The 13410-nt window shown below is 60.8% G+C and carries 19 protein-coding genes and 1 pseudogene; 14 read left to right on the top strand and 6 right to left on the bottom strand.

Annotated elements, in window-relative coordinates; all coding sequences use genetic code 11:
- Positions 1 to 38: 38 nt before the first annotated feature.
- Both ADADOO_RS07060 and ADADOO_RS07055 read right to left on the bottom strand, forming a co-directional pair.
- Entirely contained in the window at positions 39 to 506 is a 468-nt protein-coding gene (locus tag ADADOO_RS07060) for a hypothetical protein (protein WP_511276209.1), read from the bottom strand.
- Positions 499 to 1032: a hypothetical protein gene (locus tag ADADOO_RS07055; protein WP_511276207.1), complete on the bottom strand. Its 534-nt coding sequence runs from the start codon at positions 1030 to 1032 to the stop codon at positions 499 to 501. The genes ADADOO_RS07060 and ADADOO_RS07055 overlap by 8 nt, the downstream gene beginning before the upstream one ends.
- A gap of 59 nt (positions 1033 to 1091) precedes the next feature.
- On the opposite strand from ADADOO_RS07055, the gene ADADOO_RS07050 reads away from it, so the two are divergent.
- A complete protein-coding gene (locus tag ADADOO_RS07050) occupies positions 1092 to 1442 on the top strand; it encodes a hypothetical protein (protein WP_511276205.1) in 351 nt (116 codons plus the stop codon).
- Positions 1443 to 1451: 9 nt separating this feature from the next.
- Here the strand turns inward: ADADOO_RS07050 and ADADOO_RS07045 are convergent, their stop codons facing one another.
- Complete coding sequence (locus ADADOO_RS07045) at positions 1452 to 1880, bottom strand: TOBE domain-containing protein (protein WP_511276203.1); 429 nt, start codon at positions 1878 to 1880, stop codon at positions 1452 to 1454.
- A gap of 202 nt (positions 1881 to 2082) precedes the next feature.
- Here ADADOO_RS07045 and ADADOO_RS07040 point away from each other — a divergent pair, with 202 nt between their 5' ends.
- Genes ADADOO_RS07040 through ADADOO_RS07005 form a run of 8 tightly spaced genes read left to right on the top strand, consistent with a single transcriptional unit; the run spans position 2083 to position 7915 of the window.
- Entirely contained in the window at positions 2083 to 2901 is an 819-nt protein-coding gene (locus ADADOO_RS07040) for a TOBE domain-containing protein (RefSeq protein ID WP_511276202.1), read from the top strand.
- Positions 2902 to 2920: 19 nt separating this feature from the next.
- Positions 2921 to 3670 (top strand): molybdate ABC transporter substrate-binding protein, encoded by a 750-nt coding sequence (gene modA / locus ADADOO_RS07035; protein ID WP_511276201.1) that lies wholly within the window; start codon positions 2921 to 2923, stop codon positions 3668 to 3670.
- Positions 3671 to 3688: 18 nt separating this feature from the next.
- Positions 3689 to 4459, top strand: a complete 771-nt coding sequence (modA, locus tag ADADOO_RS07030) for a molybdate ABC transporter substrate-binding protein (protein ID WP_511276199.1) — start codon at positions 3689 to 3691, stop codon at positions 4457 to 4459.
- Positions 4460 to 4495: 36 nt separating this feature from the next.
- Positions 4496 to 5176 (top strand): molybdate ABC transporter permease subunit, encoded by a 681-nt coding sequence (modB, locus tag ADADOO_RS07025; RefSeq protein WP_511276197.1) that lies wholly within the window; start codon positions 4496 to 4498, stop codon positions 5174 to 5176.
- A gap of 1 nt (position 5177) precedes the next feature.
- Positions 5178 to 6248 (top strand): molybdenum ABC transporter ATP-binding protein, encoded by a 1071-nt coding sequence (gene modC, locus ADADOO_RS07020; RefSeq protein ID WP_511276195.1) that lies wholly within the window; start codon positions 5178 to 5180, stop codon positions 6246 to 6248.
- 10 nt (positions 6249 to 6258) lie between these two features.
- Complete coding sequence (locus tag ADADOO_RS07015; protein WP_511276193.1) at positions 6259 to 6654, top strand: hypothetical protein; 396 nt, start codon at positions 6259 to 6261, stop codon at positions 6652 to 6654.
- A complete protein-coding gene (modD, locus tag ADADOO_RS07010) occupies positions 6654 to 7508 on the top strand; it encodes a ModD protein (protein ID WP_511276192.1) in 855 nt (284 codons plus the stop codon). The genes ADADOO_RS07015 and modD overlap by 1 nt, the downstream gene beginning before the upstream one ends.
- Positions 7509 to 7522: 14 nt before the next feature.
- A complete protein-coding gene (locus ADADOO_RS07005; protein ID WP_511276190.1) occupies positions 7523 to 7915 on the top strand; it encodes a NifB/NifX family molybdenum-iron cluster-binding protein in 393 nt (130 codons plus the stop codon).
- A 95-nt stretch (positions 7916 to 8010) separates the two neighbouring features.
- Here ADADOO_RS07005 and ADADOO_RS07000 read toward each other — a convergent pair whose 3' ends face one another.
- The gene (locus ADADOO_RS07000) at positions 8011 to 9360 is read right to left on the bottom strand and encodes a (Fe-S)-binding protein (protein WP_511276188.1); all 1350 of its coding nucleotides are present in this window, start codon (positions 9358 to 9360) and stop codon (positions 8011 to 8013) included.
- A gap of 130 nt (positions 9361 to 9490) precedes the next feature.
- On the opposite strand from ADADOO_RS07000, the gene ADADOO_RS06995 reads away from it, so the two are divergent.
- On the top strand, positions 9491 to 9964 hold the full coding sequence (locus ADADOO_RS06995) for a VF530 family protein (RefSeq protein ID WP_511276186.1): 474 nt from the start codon (positions 9491 to 9493) through the stop codon (positions 9962 to 9964).
- Positions 9965 to 10031: 67 nt separating this feature from the next.
- Here the strand turns inward: ADADOO_RS06995 and ADADOO_RS06990 are convergent, their stop codons facing one another.
- Both ADADOO_RS06990 and ADADOO_RS06985 read right to left on the bottom strand, forming a co-directional pair.
- Positions 10032 to 10265: a hypothetical protein gene (locus ADADOO_RS06990; RefSeq protein WP_511276185.1), complete on the bottom strand. Its 234-nt coding sequence runs from the start codon at positions 10263 to 10265 to the stop codon at positions 10032 to 10034.
- A 65-nt stretch (positions 10266 to 10330) separates the two neighbouring features.
- On the bottom strand, positions 10331 to 10537 hold the full coding sequence (locus ADADOO_RS06985) for a hypothetical protein (protein WP_511276183.1): 207 nt from the start codon (positions 10535 to 10537) through the stop codon (positions 10331 to 10333).
- A 263-nt stretch (positions 10538 to 10800) separates the two neighbouring features.
- On the opposite strand from ADADOO_RS06985, the gene nifB reads away from it, so the two are divergent.
- From nifB to ADADOO_RS06965, 4 genes and pseudogenes are all read left to right on the top strand, one after another.
- On the top strand, positions 10801 to 12303 hold the full coding sequence (nifB, locus tag ADADOO_RS06980; RefSeq protein WP_511276181.1) for a nitrogenase cofactor biosynthesis protein NifB: 1503 nt from the start codon (positions 10801 to 10803) through the stop codon (positions 12301 to 12303).
- Positions 12304 to 12582 carry a 4Fe-4S binding protein gene (locus tag ADADOO_RS06975; RefSeq protein ID WP_511276179.1) on the top strand — a complete coding sequence of 93 codons (279 nt, stop codon included), beginning with the start codon at positions 12304 to 12306 and terminating at the stop codon, positions 12580 to 12582.
- Between the two features lie 115 nt (positions 12583 to 12697).
- The gene (locus tag ADADOO_RS06970) at positions 12698 to 13177 is read left to right on the top strand and encodes a thioredoxin domain-containing protein (RefSeq protein ID WP_511276178.1); all 480 of its coding nucleotides are present in this window, start codon (positions 12698 to 12700) and stop codon (positions 13175 to 13177) included.
- Positions 13155 to 13410: pseudogene (locus ADADOO_RS06965) on the top strand (FprA family A-type flavoprotein); the annotation flags it as partial. The gene ADADOO_RS06970 and the pseudogene ADADOO_RS06965, both read left to right, overlap by 23 nt.

The raw sequence follows: 13410 nt of genomic DNA, 5'->3' as shown, positions 1-13410 counted from the left end.
GAATGCACTGCTTAAACTGACGGCATTACTGTCTTGACTCAGGGGGCCACTTCATCCTTTTCTACGATTTCCCTTAAAGCAATGATGAATTGAGTCCGATCAATGTCGGTGATTGCCCCGGCGGCCTCTGTCGCTTTTAGTTGCTGCTCACGTTCTCGATATTGGTTCAGAAGTTCAAGCTTGCGTCCCTCGGCGATTCCGCCGCCGACCAGCACTCTGCCAAACGCAAGTACAATAAACCCAACAGCGGCGCCACTACCGATTACCCAACCTACCGGTGTTGTTGCAGCAAGGAACGGTAGTGCACTTGCTAAAGCGGACGATCCAAGCAATGTAGTCGCACCCGCTGCGCCAGCAATCGTCGTCGCAGATGCAGCACCAAGGCCAATGCCAGCCAAGGTAAATCCAGCTTCACCCAAAATCCTAAATTTATCACTGGGCGATTTCTCCAACTCGTCAATTATCTTGAGAAGCTGCTTTCTGCTGACCCTGCGCCCCTTAGACATTGCGCACTACCTGCAAGGATAGGCTCTCGGCTACGGCATTTATTGTGTCGATCAATAGTTTAAAAAATGCTTTTGCAATCTCAATGATATCGAGCGACACGGTGATTGGATCGACACCCAAGCTCAAGTTTTTGCCTTTGGCTTGTTCGTCGAGTCGATGGCCTCCTACTGCGCCCACTGCGATGCCAAGCGCAGCGGTTATTGGCGCCAGAAACGGGCCAACTAATGGTATCGCTCCAGTGAGCAACCCAATCGCCACACCGAGAGCTACCCCAATTGCAAAATTTGGATGTTCTTTAATGAAGTCAATTATTTTTAGAAGAACAATCTTGCCAATGTTGATGACATGATCCGCAAATTCTGCTGTAACTTCGATCAACGACTTTAGGCGAATAGAGACTTCGCTTGGGAGGCCGCTTTCACGTAACCAGATATACAAATCTCCGCTGGCGACTGATTCGGCCTCCGCATTCCATAACAACACTTCCAGGCCGGCTCTGCCTTGTGACACGGAACTCTTATTCATTCAAATTCTCCTTCCTGACTGCAAACAACGCAAATTTCCCCGGGACATATACGCTATGGATGTGGTTACATATCCATGCCGAGTTTATAACTCGGAAAGTAATTGATGGGCAGCTTCAGACGCTACAACAGCCAATCCCAAAGACTGCCTTTGAGGAGGATGAAGTTCCGCTCTTGGCCGACCCCTGCCTGATGACATTTTCATTCTCGCAGTACCGAGCTGGTCAGGCACCAGATATTCGCTGGTTAGCGTTGATGAAAAACGATGGGCAATCGGGTGATATTCCGCACCGGCCCGAACAGCTTTCGGATTCCTACGGTCAACCGGAAAAAATGGCCAAAATTGAAATCTGCCGCTCCAATTCGGGCGCGACAAAAAGGCGGTCAAACGACCGCCTTTTTGTTGCCTGAGCCAGGCAATCAGGCCGGGATGCCCAGAATGACGTGGCTGGCCTTGATCAGTGCGGAGGCCTCGCTACCCTCTTTCAGGCCAAGCTCCATGACTGCCTCGTTGGTCACCACGGAGTAGACCGTCATGCCGCCCGGCAAGGTGACGGCAACTTCAGTATTCACGGCGCCTTTTTGCAGCTTGCTGACCTTGCCGGCTAGCTGATTGCGGGCCGAGAATTTGACGTTGGCCGGGCCGGCCAGCAGCATTACCCACGGCGCCTTGACGTAGGCGACGGCTTCCTTGCCGACGGCCAAGCCGAGCGACTTGACGCTGCCTTCTGTCACGATTGCGACAATTTTGTCGCCACCCGGCAGGGTGAGTTCGACTTCGGCGTTGACCGCACCGTCTACCAAAGCGGTGATTTTTCCCTTGAAACCATTGCGGGCGCTGACATTCATGCTGTTCTCCTTGCTAAGTTGAGGGGACTGGCCCGCTTTTCGCTATATACCTAAACAACTAACGCTTTTTCGTCGGGTTGCCTACACTCTAGCCGCTGCCGTCTTGTCATTACAACCATAACGGCGGGCTATTTTACGGATTTTTCAAGCACTAAAACCTGAGTTATAGTCACCGCTGTATAAACTTGAACATCACGAAATCATGGATACGATCCTGCACCGCCTGCGTGGCAAACTGGAAGTCGATACCGAGTTCGGCACCTTTCTCGGCGACACCCGCATCCGCCTGCTCGAAGCCATCGACCAGCATGGCTCGATTTCCCAGGCAGCAAAAGCCGTACCCATCTCGTACAAGGCCGCCTGGGATGCGGTCGATGCGATGAACAACCTGGCCGACCAGCCGCTGGTTGTCCGCTCGACCGGCGGCAAGAACGGTGGCGGCACCCTACTCACCGAGCACGGCCGCAAGACCATCGCCCTCTACCGGGCGCTGGAGGCCGAATACCAGGCGGCGCTGGAGCGCCTCCAGGCCAGCCTGAACGACGGCGAAGCGAGCGACTTCAAGCAGTTCAGCAAGCTGCTCAAGCGCATGTCGATGAAAACCAGCGCCCGCAATCAGTTCGCCGGCCATATCGTCGCCCTGCGCGAGGGCCATGTCGATTTCGAGGTGCGCATCAAGCTCGACGATGAAAACGAAATCGTCGCCGTCATTACCGGCGACTCCGCCGAAAGTCTTGGCCTGACCATCGGCATGGAAATCAGCGCCTTGGTCAAATCGTCGTCGGTGCTCCTGCTCAATGACCCGACCGTCAAAACCAGCGCCCGCAACCACCTGTGGGGCGAAATCACCCGCATCCACGACGGCCCGGTCAATGCCGAAATAACGCTGAGCATGAAGAGCGGCAAATCGGTGTGCGCCGTCGTCACCCACGACAGCGTCGACAAGCTCGGCCTGGCTGTTGGCGAGCAGGCCTGCGCCGTGTTCAAGGCTTCGTCGGTCATTCTTTGCAAGTATTCCTAACCTCGTTGGAGAACACGCAGTGAAAACCCGCCACCTGCTCGCCGCCACCCTGCTCGCCCTGACCCAAACTTATCTCCATGCTGGCGAAGCAACCATTGCCGTCGCCGCCAATTTCACCGGCCCGATGGAACTGATCAAGCCCGCCTTCGAAAAAACCACAGGACACACCTTGATCATCGCCTATGGCACAGTCGGCAAGTTCTACGCCCAGATCAAGAACAACGCCCCGTTTGACGCCTTGATTTCCTCAGATCAAACGGTGCCGGTGAACCTGGAAAAAGACGGATTTGCCTTGCCGGAAACTCGCTTCACCTACGCCATCGGCAAACTGATGCTGTGGAGCAGCAAGCCCGGCGTTGTCGACAACCAGGGCGAGGTCTTGAAGCGCGGCGATTTCCGCCACCTGGCCATCGCCAATCCCAAGGTGGCGGTCTATGGCGCCGCCGCCGTGCAGGTCATGGAAAAAATGGGCGTCAGGCCGGCGCTCGAACCGAAGTGGGTGCTCGGCGAAAACATTACCCAGGCCTACCAGTTCGTCGCCACCGGCAACGCCGAACTCGGCTTTGTCGCCCTGTCGCAGATCTACAAGGACGGCAAATACGCCGACGGCTCCTCTTGGGCGGTGCCGCCCGAGTTGTACCCGCAAATTCGCCAGGATGCCGTGCTACTCACGCGGGGCAAGGGCAATGCGGTCGCCGAAGCCCTGCTCGGCTATCTGAAAGGCAGTTTCGCCAAACAGGTTATCCAGTCCCACGGTTACGAATTTTAGTTCTCCAAGGAAAACGCCATGAAACTCCTCAAAACGCTGCTCGTCGCTGGCGCCGTCTTTGCGACTGGCCTCGCCCACGCAGAAAAAATCACCATCGCCGCCGCCGCTGACCTCAAATTTGCCATGGATGAAATCGTCAGCAATTTCAGGAAGGGCAACCCGACGGACGAAATCGAGGTCATCTACGGCTCCTCCGGCAAATTCCACACCCAAGTCCAGCAAGGCGCGCCCTACGATCTGTTCTTCTCGGCCGACATCGGTTTTCCGCGCGAGTTGGCCAAGGCCGGCCTGGCCGGCAGCGAAGTCAAGCCTTACGCCTTCGGCCGTATCGTGCTGTGGAGCCAAAGCCTGGATGCCAGCAAGCTGACACTGGACAGCCTGACCGACCCGAAAATTGCCCGAATTGCCATCGCCAACCCAAAACATGCGCCGTATGGCAAGCGCGCCGAAGAGGCCCTGCGCTCAAGCAAACTCTGGGAAAAGATCGAGCCGAAACTGGTCTATGGCGAAAACATCGCCCACACCGCACAATTCGTGCAGACCGGCAACGCCCAGGTCGGCATCATCGCCCTCGCCCTCGCCGTCAACCCGGAACTCGCCAGCAAGGGTGGCTACTACCTGATTCCTGACAATCTGCACGCCCCGCTCGAACAGGGCTTCGTCATCACCAAACGCGCCGAGGGCAATGCCCTGGCCAGGCGCTTCGCGGCTTACATGGGCGACAAAACGACGCGGGCCGTGATGACCCGATACGGCTTTGTCTTGCCCGGCGAAGTCGCTGGCAAATAGACTACCCGGCAACCTTGCCCTGACTCCGGAGCCCCCATGTTTCTAACCGACGGCGACCTGCAAGCCATCTGGCTGACTGTCCGGCTGGCCGGCATCGTGACCGCCATCCTGTTCGTGCTCGGCACCCCCATTGCCTGGTGGCTGGCCCGCACCCGCTCGAAGTGGAAAGGGCCGATCGGCGCCGTCGTGGCGCTGCCCCTCGTTCTGCCGCCTTCGGTGCTCGGTTTTTACCTGCTGCTGGCCATGGGCCCGCACGGCCCGGTTGGCCAATTCACGGCCTGGCTCGGCGTCCAGCCGCTGCCCTTCACCTTCTGGGGCCTGGTCCTGGCCTCGGTGTTTTACTCCTTTCCATTCATGGTGCAGCCGGTGCAAAACGCCTTTGAAGCCATCGGCGAGCGGCCGCTGGAAGTCGCCGCCACCTTGCGTGCTTCGCCGCTCGACACTTTTTTCACGGTCGCCCTGCCGCTCGCCCGGCCCGGCTTTCTGACGGCCGGCATCCTGACCTTCGCCCACACCGTCGGCGAATTCGGCGTCGTGCTGATGATCGGCGGCAATATCCCCGGCGTGACGCGTGTCGCCTCGGTGCAGATCTACGATCACGTCGAGGCGCTCGAATACATGGACGCCCACCGCCTGGCCGGCGTCATGCTGGTCTTCTCCTTCCTTGTGCTGCTGGCGCTGTATGCCTGGCGCCCGAACCCGAAGAAGGGAAGCTGACATGGACAGCATCAACGCCCGCTTCAAGCTCGACTGGCCCGGCTTCACACTCGATGTCGACCTCGCCCTGCCCGGCCATGGCGTCACCGCATTGTTCGGCCATTCCGGCTCGGGCAAGACCACGCTTTTGCGCTGCCTGGCCGGGCTGGAAAGACCTTCCCACGGTCGACTCGAATTCAAGGGCAAAATCTGGCAGGACGACCAGACCTGGCTGCCTACGCACCAGCGGCCCATCGGCTACGTCTTTCAGGAAGCCAGCTTGTTCACCCACCTCAACGTCCTCGGCAACCTGAATTTCGGCCTGAAACGCAGCACCACGGCGCAGCGCGTCGGGCTCGATCAGGCCATCGAACTGCTCGGCATCGGCCACCTGCTCGACCGCAAGCCGGACACGCTGTCCGGCGGCGAACGGCAGCGCGTCGGCATCGCCCGGGCGCTGGCCGTCGGCCCGGAAATCCTGCTCATGGACGAACCGCTGGCGGCGCTCGACCTCAAGCGCAAACAGGAAATCCTGCCCTACCTCGAACGCCTGCACGACGAGCTGGCCATTCCGGTCATTTACGTCAGCCACTCGCCCGACGAAGTGGCCCGCCTGGCCGATCATATCGTCGCCATGGATGGCGGCCGGGTCGTCGCCGACGGACCGCTGGTCGAAACGCTGGCCCGCCTCGACCTGCCGATCCGGCTCGGCGAAGACGTCGGGGTCGTGCTCGACGCGACCGTCGGTGCCGTCGATACAGAATGGCATCTGGCCCGCGTCGATTTCGCCGGCGGCAGCCTGTGGACCCGCGATCGCGGCGTGCCGACCGGCAAGCACGTGCGCGTTCGCGTACTGGCGCGCGACGTCAGCCTGGCCGTGCATCACCCGGAGCCGAGCAGCATCCAGAACGTCCTCGACGGTACGGTCGAATCGATGGCTGCCGACGACCACCCCGGCCTGCTGCTGGTCCGCGTCCAGATCGGCGACAGCCAGCTCGTTGCCCGCCTGACCCGCCGTTCGGCCGCCCAGCTTGGTATCGCGCCGGGCCTGCCGGTCAGTGTTCAAATCAAATCCGTGGCCTTGATGGAATAAGGAGTCGACGATGTTGGCAACAATCCGCTCATGTTCGCCCGAACGCCGTTCCGGCTACCGCGATGATGGCGCACCCGACTGGGCGGCAGGCCTGCCGGTGGCGTGGCGCGACATGGCCGAAACTCCCCTGCATTTTGTCGAATACCGGGAATACGAAATGCCGGCCAGCCGTTGCCTCGGCTACGACGCCGACGACAAGCTGTGCTACTACGCGCACCAATACCTGATTGAAACCTGCCGCTCGGATGACGACGAGGACTTCTACCGCGCCATCGACGGCGGCGAAACCATGCGCGCCTGGCGCTTGCGCGACGAGCGCTGGCTGATACTTCGTCAGCCGATCACCGACGACTGCACGTCGCCAAAACGCGGCTTCTACAGTTTTTCCACCGAGGCGCCGCGCTGATGTCAGGCAATCCCTACACATTGCCCGACAGCGAGCTTGAACGGCTGCTCGACGAAGACGCTCCCTGCGGCGATGCGACGACCTTTTCCCTCGGCATCGGCGACCAGCCCGGCCGCCTCGTTTTTCGCGCCCGCCAGGCTATGGTCGTCTGCGCCAGCGAAGAAGCCCGGCGCATGGGCGAACTGCACGGCCTGCGCAGCATCGGCAGCGTCGTCGCCAGCGGCAGCCGGCTCGCCGCCGGCGAAACCATCCTTACCCTTGAAGGCCCGGCATCCGGCCTGCACAAGGTGTGGAAAACGGCGCAGACCTTCATGGAATACCTGTCGGGTATCGCCAGCAGCACGGCCGACATTGTCGCCGCCGCCCGCAGCGCCAACCCGGACATCGGCGTCGCCTGCACGCGCAAGAACTTCCCCGGCACCAAGGCCGCGGCGATCAAGGCCATCCTGGCCGGCGGCGCCAGCCCGCACCGCCTGAGCCTGTCGGAAACCCTGCTCGTCTTTGCCGAGCACCGGGCCTTTCTCGGCAACGAAGCACCGCGCGCCACCGTGCAACGCCTGCGCCGCGCCTGGCCGGAACGCGCCATCGTCGTCGAAGTCGGCGACGAGGCGGAAGCCTTGTGCTGGCAAGAAGCCGGCGCCGACATCCTGCAACTCGAAAAAATGCCGGTTGCCACGGTCAACCGGATAAAAGGGCTAATTCCGAAATCCTCGCCCACCCGCATCGCGGCGGCGGGCGGCATAAATTCTGCTAATGCAGAAGACTATGCGCGGGCCGGGGTCGACATTCTCGTCACCTCCGCCCCGTATTTCTCGCCGCCACGCGATGTGGCGGTCACGCTGACAGCCCTGTAAAGACGCCGCTCGCCATGAAAATCGCCATCGCCACCAAGGACTTCGACACCGTCAGCAGCCACGCGGGGCAAACCCGACAATGGCTGGTTTACGACCTGAGCAACCACCGCGCCAACCAGTTGCTGCCCGCCCCGCGCCGGGTCAATCTGGAGAAGGAACAGGTGCTCCATGTCTTCGAGGACAAGGAGCCGCATCCGCTCGATGGCATCGACCTCATGGTGGCGGCCAGTGCCGGCGATGGCTTCATCCGCCACATGAAAAAGCGCGGCACCGAAGTCCTGCTCACCGGCGAAACCGACCCGGCCCTCGCCATCACCCGCATCCTGGCCGGCGAAGCCCTGCCCGACCCGCGCTTCGATATCACGACGGCGCTGTGCAAGGTGCGGGATTTGTTTTCGCGGCACTGAGGCGGCATTTCAATTTTGGCCATTTTTCCCGGTTGACCGTGGAATCGCCTGGCGGGCGAAAACAACGCCGGTAATTGGCCACGCGGCCGCTGAATTCAGGCCAGCGCCCTTGCCAGCAACACGGCGACATGCACCGCATCGCGCCCCGTCCCATCCTTGATCTGATGCCGGCACGAGAAACCATCGGCGACAATCGTCGCATCAACCGGCGCTGAACGCACGGCCGGCAGCAAGGCCAGCTCCCCCATCTTCACCGACGCCTCGTAATGCTCGGCCTCCAGCCCGAAGCTGCCGGACATACCGCAGCAACTGGCATCGACGATCTCGAACTCGAATTCCGGAATCCAGCCGAGCACTTTTTTCATCGACTTCATGGCGCCGAAGGCCTTCTGGTGACAATGACCATGGACCACCGCCTTGCCGCCGGGGATCGGCTTCAAATCCAGCTTCAACCCCTTGTTGCCCTCGCGCATGAGGAATTCCTCGAACAGGAAAGCCTGCTTGCCGAGTTGCCCGACCTCCGGCCCGAGCGACAGGCTGTAGAACTCGTCGCGCAAGGCCAGCAGGCACGACGGTTCCAGCCCGACAATCGGCGTCCCGGCGGTCAGGGCCGGGGCCAGCGCGGCCATCACGCGTTGGCCTTCGAGCTTGGCGGCATCGACCATGCCTTGCGACAGATAGGTGCGACCGCAGCACAAGGGGCGTTCCGGCTCTGCATCGTCGGTCGCCGGGCGCAGCACGTCGACGGCATAGCCGCCCGCCGTCAGCACGGCGATGGCCGCCTCGGCCACTTCCGGCGTGTAGTAGTGGGTGAAGGTGTCTACAAAAAGGGCCACTTTTCCCCGTTGACCGTGGGATTCGGGGTTTTCGGCCAAAACCGGCTGGCTGACGATCTCGGGAATCGGCCGTTTGGCCGAAATGCCCAGCCGGCGCTCGACCAGCCCGGCCAGCCACGGCGAGGCATTGCGCAGACGGACCAGCGCCGCCAGCGGCCGGCGGTAGCGATGCAGCCATTCCGGCAGGCCGCCGAACAGTTTCGCCCGGCGCGGCACGCCGATTTCCTCGTTGCGATGCGCCAGGTATTCGGTTTTGATCAACGTCATGTCGACCGAGCTCGGGCATTCCTTCTTGCAGCCCTTGCACGACACGCAAAGATCCATCGCCGCCGCCAGATCGGGATGGATGAACGGCTGCTCGCCGAATTCCCCGTTCAACGCCGCCTTGAAAGCCTTGACCCGCGCCCCGGTCGAATGCGCCGGATCGCCGGTAATCCGGTAGCTCGGGCACATGACGCCCTTGCCGTCGCGCTGGCACTGGTGATTGTTCATGCAGACGGCAACCGCCTTGGCGTAATTGCCGCCCGTCGCCGGAATGCCGGCATAGGCGTCGCCCATGCCGTAGGTGTCGTAAGCCGACCAGTCGAGAAAGGTTTTCATGCTGGACATGAAGCAAAACCGGCGCCACGGCAATAGTCTTTAAAATCAAAGCATCGCGACTGTCGGCAATGCGACAAGAAGGCCTGAGCCGGGACAGTGATCGGTATAATCCCGGCCTTATTCCTGACCAGGCAACAGCATGAACGACGAAATCAATTACCAGAACAACCCGCTGCATGGGCTCAGCTTGAAAAACCTGCTCATTGAAATCGTCGATCACTACGGGTTCGAGATCCTGTTTGCCTATCTCAATATCAATTGTTTCAATAAAAACCCGAGCATCGATTCCGCCGTCAAGTACCTCAAAAAGACCGATTGGGCGCGCGAGAAGGTCGAAGCCTTCTATCTGTACAAGTTCAAAAGCCTGCCCCGCGCTTCGGACGAGCAGTTTGAACTACCGCCCCGGGACCGCATCGTGCCGCCGAGCCAGATACCGGGCGCCCCTGCCGAATTGAGCCTGGAAGATGCCGAGCGATTGAGAGAAAAGCGCATCAAGAAAGCCGCCCAGCACGACCAGGAAAAAAGCCGGCGCGCCGCACCGACCAAGAGAACGTCAGACCGTTCAAACACCTCGGCCAGCGATTCAGATCCCTGGGCCAAGTGGCGAAAATAAATTCGGGAATTTCATGCCTGCCTGGCCCCAGACCAAACGCGACGGTCAACAGGAAAAAAGCGCCAATTTAGCGGGGGAGGTAGCGGGTCGATAGTTCGTCGATGATCTCGCTAAAGACCGCTTTAACCTGCGCCTCAGTACACCCCATCAGAACAGCGTCTTCAAGCGCAGCCAGCGCCACATCTCGCAGTTCCTCAAGGTTTTCAGTCATCACCTTGAGCTTCTCATGACAGGCGATCACCTCGCCGTCAGGGCCGCGCCATGGATTTTCATCCGAGCCGTAGTTCTTCAAAGGGGGCAAGTTCACGTCTCCTCCATGCGTCGGGCGGGTTGGCTTAACCCGGCCGAAGATTGCCTACCCGGGCTTTATTTGCCCATGTGCTGCAACACGGTGTGCAGGCGTTCGGCGGCGTAGGCGGCTTCCGGGTCGTTTTCGGTCAGTTTCAGGACTTCGGCCCAGCTGATGTAGCGATCCAGGCGAACCAGGGCCTTGGCGCTGACGGCATCCAGGTCAACGTTCAGTTTAATGGCGTCGCCGCTACCGTCCAGCTTGTACTCAAACGTACCTCGCATGCTTCGTTCTCCAAATGGTCGTGGGTTAGATGCGCGCAGTGTACAGACCGGCGCCGGTAAAAGGAATGGCGCAGCGCTGCTGAGGAGATATTTTCCCGGCCATGGCGGCCCGTCGCTGATCCGCTGCTGCGCTGTCGCATTTGCGACAAGGCGGCTGACACGGCGCTCGACGATAATCTTCATCCCACTGATTTAAATGAAAAACCTGCTCTGGCACAGCGATTGCTGAATAGGCTCCGCACAGCATTCGAGGAGCCTACATCGTGGAACTTCCAGTCATCAGCAACACCGCGCCGGCAGCCGAAGGCGGCGGCTGTTCTTCCAGCGGCTGCGGCACGGCGCCGGACGCCCTGGGCCATCTGCCCGACCACATCCGCGCCAAGGTCCAGGACCACCCCTGTTATTCGGAAGAAGCGCACCACTACTTCGCCCGCATGCATGTGGCCGTCGCCCCGGCCTGCAACATCCAGTGCAATTACTGCAACCGCAAGTACGACTGCTCGAACGAATCGCGTCCGGGCGTCGTTTCCGAGGTATTGACGCCGAAACAGGCGATCAACAAGGTGCTTGCCGTTGCCGCCGAAATCCCGCAGATGACGGTACTCGGCATCGCCGGACCTGGCGACCCCTTAGCCAACCCGGGCCGCACGTTCGAGACCTTTGAAGAGCTCTCGGCGCGCGCCCCGGACATCAAACTCTGCGTGTCGACCAACGGCCTCAACCTGCCGATGTATGTCGACCGTATTGCCCAGCACAACATCGACCACGTGACGATCACCATCAACTGCGTCGATCCGGAAGTCGGTGCCAAGATCTATCCGTGGATCTTCTGGGAGAACAAGCGCATTTTCGGCATCGAAGGCGCAAAGATCCTGATCGAGCAGCAGCAGAAGGGTCTGCAGATGCTGACCGAGCGCGGCATTCTCGTGAAGGTCAATTCGGTGCTGATCCCCGGCGTCAATGACGAGCATCTGAAGGAAGTCTCGAAGATCGTCAAGGCCAAGGGTGCCTTCCTGCACAACGTCATGCCGCTGATCGCCGAGCCCGAGCACGGCACCTACTACGGCATCATGGAGCAGCCGGAACCGACCCCGGAAATGCTGCAGGACCTGCAGGATGCCTGCGCCGGCGACATGGCGATGATGCGCCATTGCCGCCAGTGCCGCGCCGATGCGGTCGGCCTGCTCGGCGAAGATCGCGGCGACGAGTTCACCATGGACAAGATCGACGTCATGGAAGTCGATTACGAAGCCGCCATGGTCCGCCGCAAGGTCGTCCACGACGAGATCATCGAAAAGCTCGACGCCAAGCGTGGCATCGTCAAGCCGAAGGCCGAGGGCATTCCCGAAGGTTCGCGGCCGGTGCTCATGGCGGTGGCCGGCAAAAACGGCGTCGTCGCCGAGCACTTCGGCCATGCCAAGGAATTCCTGATCTACGAAGCCTCGCCGGCCGGCGTGCGCTTCATGAGCCACCGCAAGACCGAGCTCTACTGCGGCGGCATGGATGCCTGCGGCGATGGCGACGTGGCCGAGGCTGGCGCCACCGAATCGCTGCTCGACCGCAACATCCGCGTCCTCGAAGGCTGCGAAGTCGTGCTCTGCTCCAAGGTTGGTTTCGAGCCTTGGGCCAAGCTGGAAGCCGCCGGCATCGCGCCGAACGGCGAACATGCGATGGAGCCGATCGAGGAAGCCGTCATGGCGGTGTACAAGGAAATCGCGGCGACCGGCAAGCTGGTTCCCACGGTCGACAGCAAAAAGGTGGCGTAAATGGCCCTGCAAATCACCCAATCCTGCGTCAATTGCTGGGCTTGCGTCGATGTCTGCCCGAACGAGGCGATCTACGAAGACAAGCCACACTTCCTGATCGACGACGGCAAATGCACCGAGTGCCTGGGCGATCACAGCGTGCCGCAATGCGCTGCGATCTGCCCGATCGAGATGGCCATCGTCAATGAACTCGGCGAGTTTTTGAACCCGCCGGGGTCGTTGACCGGGATTCCGATTGAGAAGTTGAAGGAGTTTGGATTGTGGCGGGAAGCGGCATGATCGCCATTGACCCGTTCGCCCTGAGCCTGTCGAAGGGCAGTGTACCGCTGGCTTCGACAAGCTCAGCCCGAACGGTTTTGGGGGCCTGTGGTCGCCAGGTAACTGGGGAGTTCTGATGGCCGTCGTCACCTTCTACGAAAAACCCGGCTGCAAAGGCAACCTGCGCCAGAAGACCCTGCTCGCCGCCGCCGGCCACACCGTTCAGGCCAAAAGCCTGAAGACCGAGGCGTGGACGGCTGACCGGCTGCTCGCCTTCATCGGCCAGCTGCCGGTCGCCGAGTGGTTCAACCGCGCCGCCCCGGCGCTCAAATCCGGCGAAATCGTGCCGGAAAACCTCGGCTTCGAGGATGCCCTGCACCTGCTGCTCGACAACCCGCTGCTCATTCGCCGGCCGCTCATGGAAATCGGCGAAGAACGGATGGTCGGTTTCGACCTTGCTACGGTCGACGCCTGGATCGGGCTGAAAAACGTCGCGCTGCCGGAAGGCAACATCGAAGCCTGCGTCCATGGCCCGGACGGCCACGGCAGCTGCGGCAGCGACGAGCGCGATCATGAGGCAGAGGAAAGCAGCCATGGCCGCTGCGGCAGTCACTGATCGCGCCGTAGAAATTGCGCCGGGCGTCCACTGGGTGGGCGCCCTCGACCCGCATCTGCGGAGTTTCGACATCATCCTCAAGACGGCCAACGGCACGAGTTACAACGCCTACGTCGTGCGCGGCGAGAACGGCGTGGCGATCATCGACACGGTCAAGGAAAACTTTGCCGACGATTTCTTCCGTCGCCTCGAATCGGTGGCCAGCTACGACGAAATCACCACCATCGTCCTCA

This window comes from Azonexus sp. (assembly GCF_036170495.1).
GTDB lineage: Bacteria > Pseudomonadota > Gammaproteobacteria > Burkholderiales > Rhodocyclaceae > Azonexus.
Note: the sequence above shows the minus strand (reverse complement) of the source record. Positions and strands in the feature narration are given on the sequence as shown.

Excerpts from the sequence above, each read along its gene's own strand:
- ADADOO_RS07060 (WP_511276209.1), bottom strand. The coding sequence starts at position 506 with ATGTCTAAGGGGCGCAGGGTCAGCAGAAAGCAGCTTCTCAAGATAATT.
- ADADOO_RS07055 (WP_511276207.1), bottom strand. The coding sequence starts at position 1,032 with ATGAATAAGAGTTCCGTGTCACAAGGCAGAGCCGGCCTGGAAGTGTTG.
- ADADOO_RS07050 (WP_511276205.1), top strand. The coding sequence starts at position 1,092 with ATGTGGTTACATATCCATGCCGAGTTTATAACTCGGAAAGTAATTGAT.
- ADADOO_RS07045 (WP_511276203.1), bottom strand. The coding sequence starts at position 1,880 with ATGAATGTCAGCGCCCGCAATGGTTTCAAGGGAAAAATCACCGCTTTG.
- ADADOO_RS07040 (WP_511276202.1), top strand. The coding sequence starts at position 2,083 with ATGGATACGATCCTGCACCGCCTGCGTGGCAAACTGGAAGTCGATACC.
- modA (WP_511276199.1), top strand. The coding sequence starts at position 3,689 with ATGAAACTCCTCAAAACGCTGCTCGTCGCTGGCGCCGTCTTTGCGACT.
- modB (WP_511276197.1), top strand. The coding sequence starts at position 4,496 with ATGTTTCTAACCGACGGCGACCTGCAAGCCATCTGGCTGACTGTCCGG.
- modC (WP_511276195.1), top strand. The coding sequence starts at position 5,178 with ATGGACAGCATCAACGCCCGCTTCAAGCTCGACTGGCCCGGCTTCACA.
- ADADOO_RS07015 (WP_511276193.1), top strand. The coding sequence starts at position 6,259 with ATGTTGGCAACAATCCGCTCATGTTCGCCCGAACGCCGTTCCGGCTAC.
- modD (WP_511276192.1), top strand. The coding sequence starts at position 6,654 with ATGTCAGGCAATCCCTACACATTGCCCGACAGCGAGCTTGAACGGCTG.
- ADADOO_RS07005 (WP_511276190.1), top strand. The coding sequence starts at position 7,523 with ATGAAAATCGCCATCGCCACCAAGGACTTCGACACCGTCAGCAGCCAC.
- ADADOO_RS07000 (WP_511276188.1), bottom strand. The coding sequence starts at position 9,360 with ATGTCCAGCATGAAAACCTTTCTCGACTGGTCGGCTTACGACACCTAC.
- ADADOO_RS06995 (WP_511276186.1), top strand. The coding sequence starts at position 9,491 with ATGAACGACGAAATCAATTACCAGAACAACCCGCTGCATGGGCTCAGC.
- ADADOO_RS06985 (WP_511276183.1), bottom strand. The coding sequence starts at position 10,537 with ATGCGAGGTACGTTTGAGTACAAGCTGGACGGTAGCGGCGACGCCATT.
- ADADOO_RS06975 (WP_511276179.1), top strand. The coding sequence starts at position 12,304 with ATGGCCCTGCAAATCACCCAATCCTGCGTCAATTGCTGGGCTTGCGTC.
- ADADOO_RS06970 (WP_511276178.1), top strand. The coding sequence starts at position 12,698 with ATGGCCGTCGTCACCTTCTACGAAAAACCCGGCTGCAAAGGCAACCTG.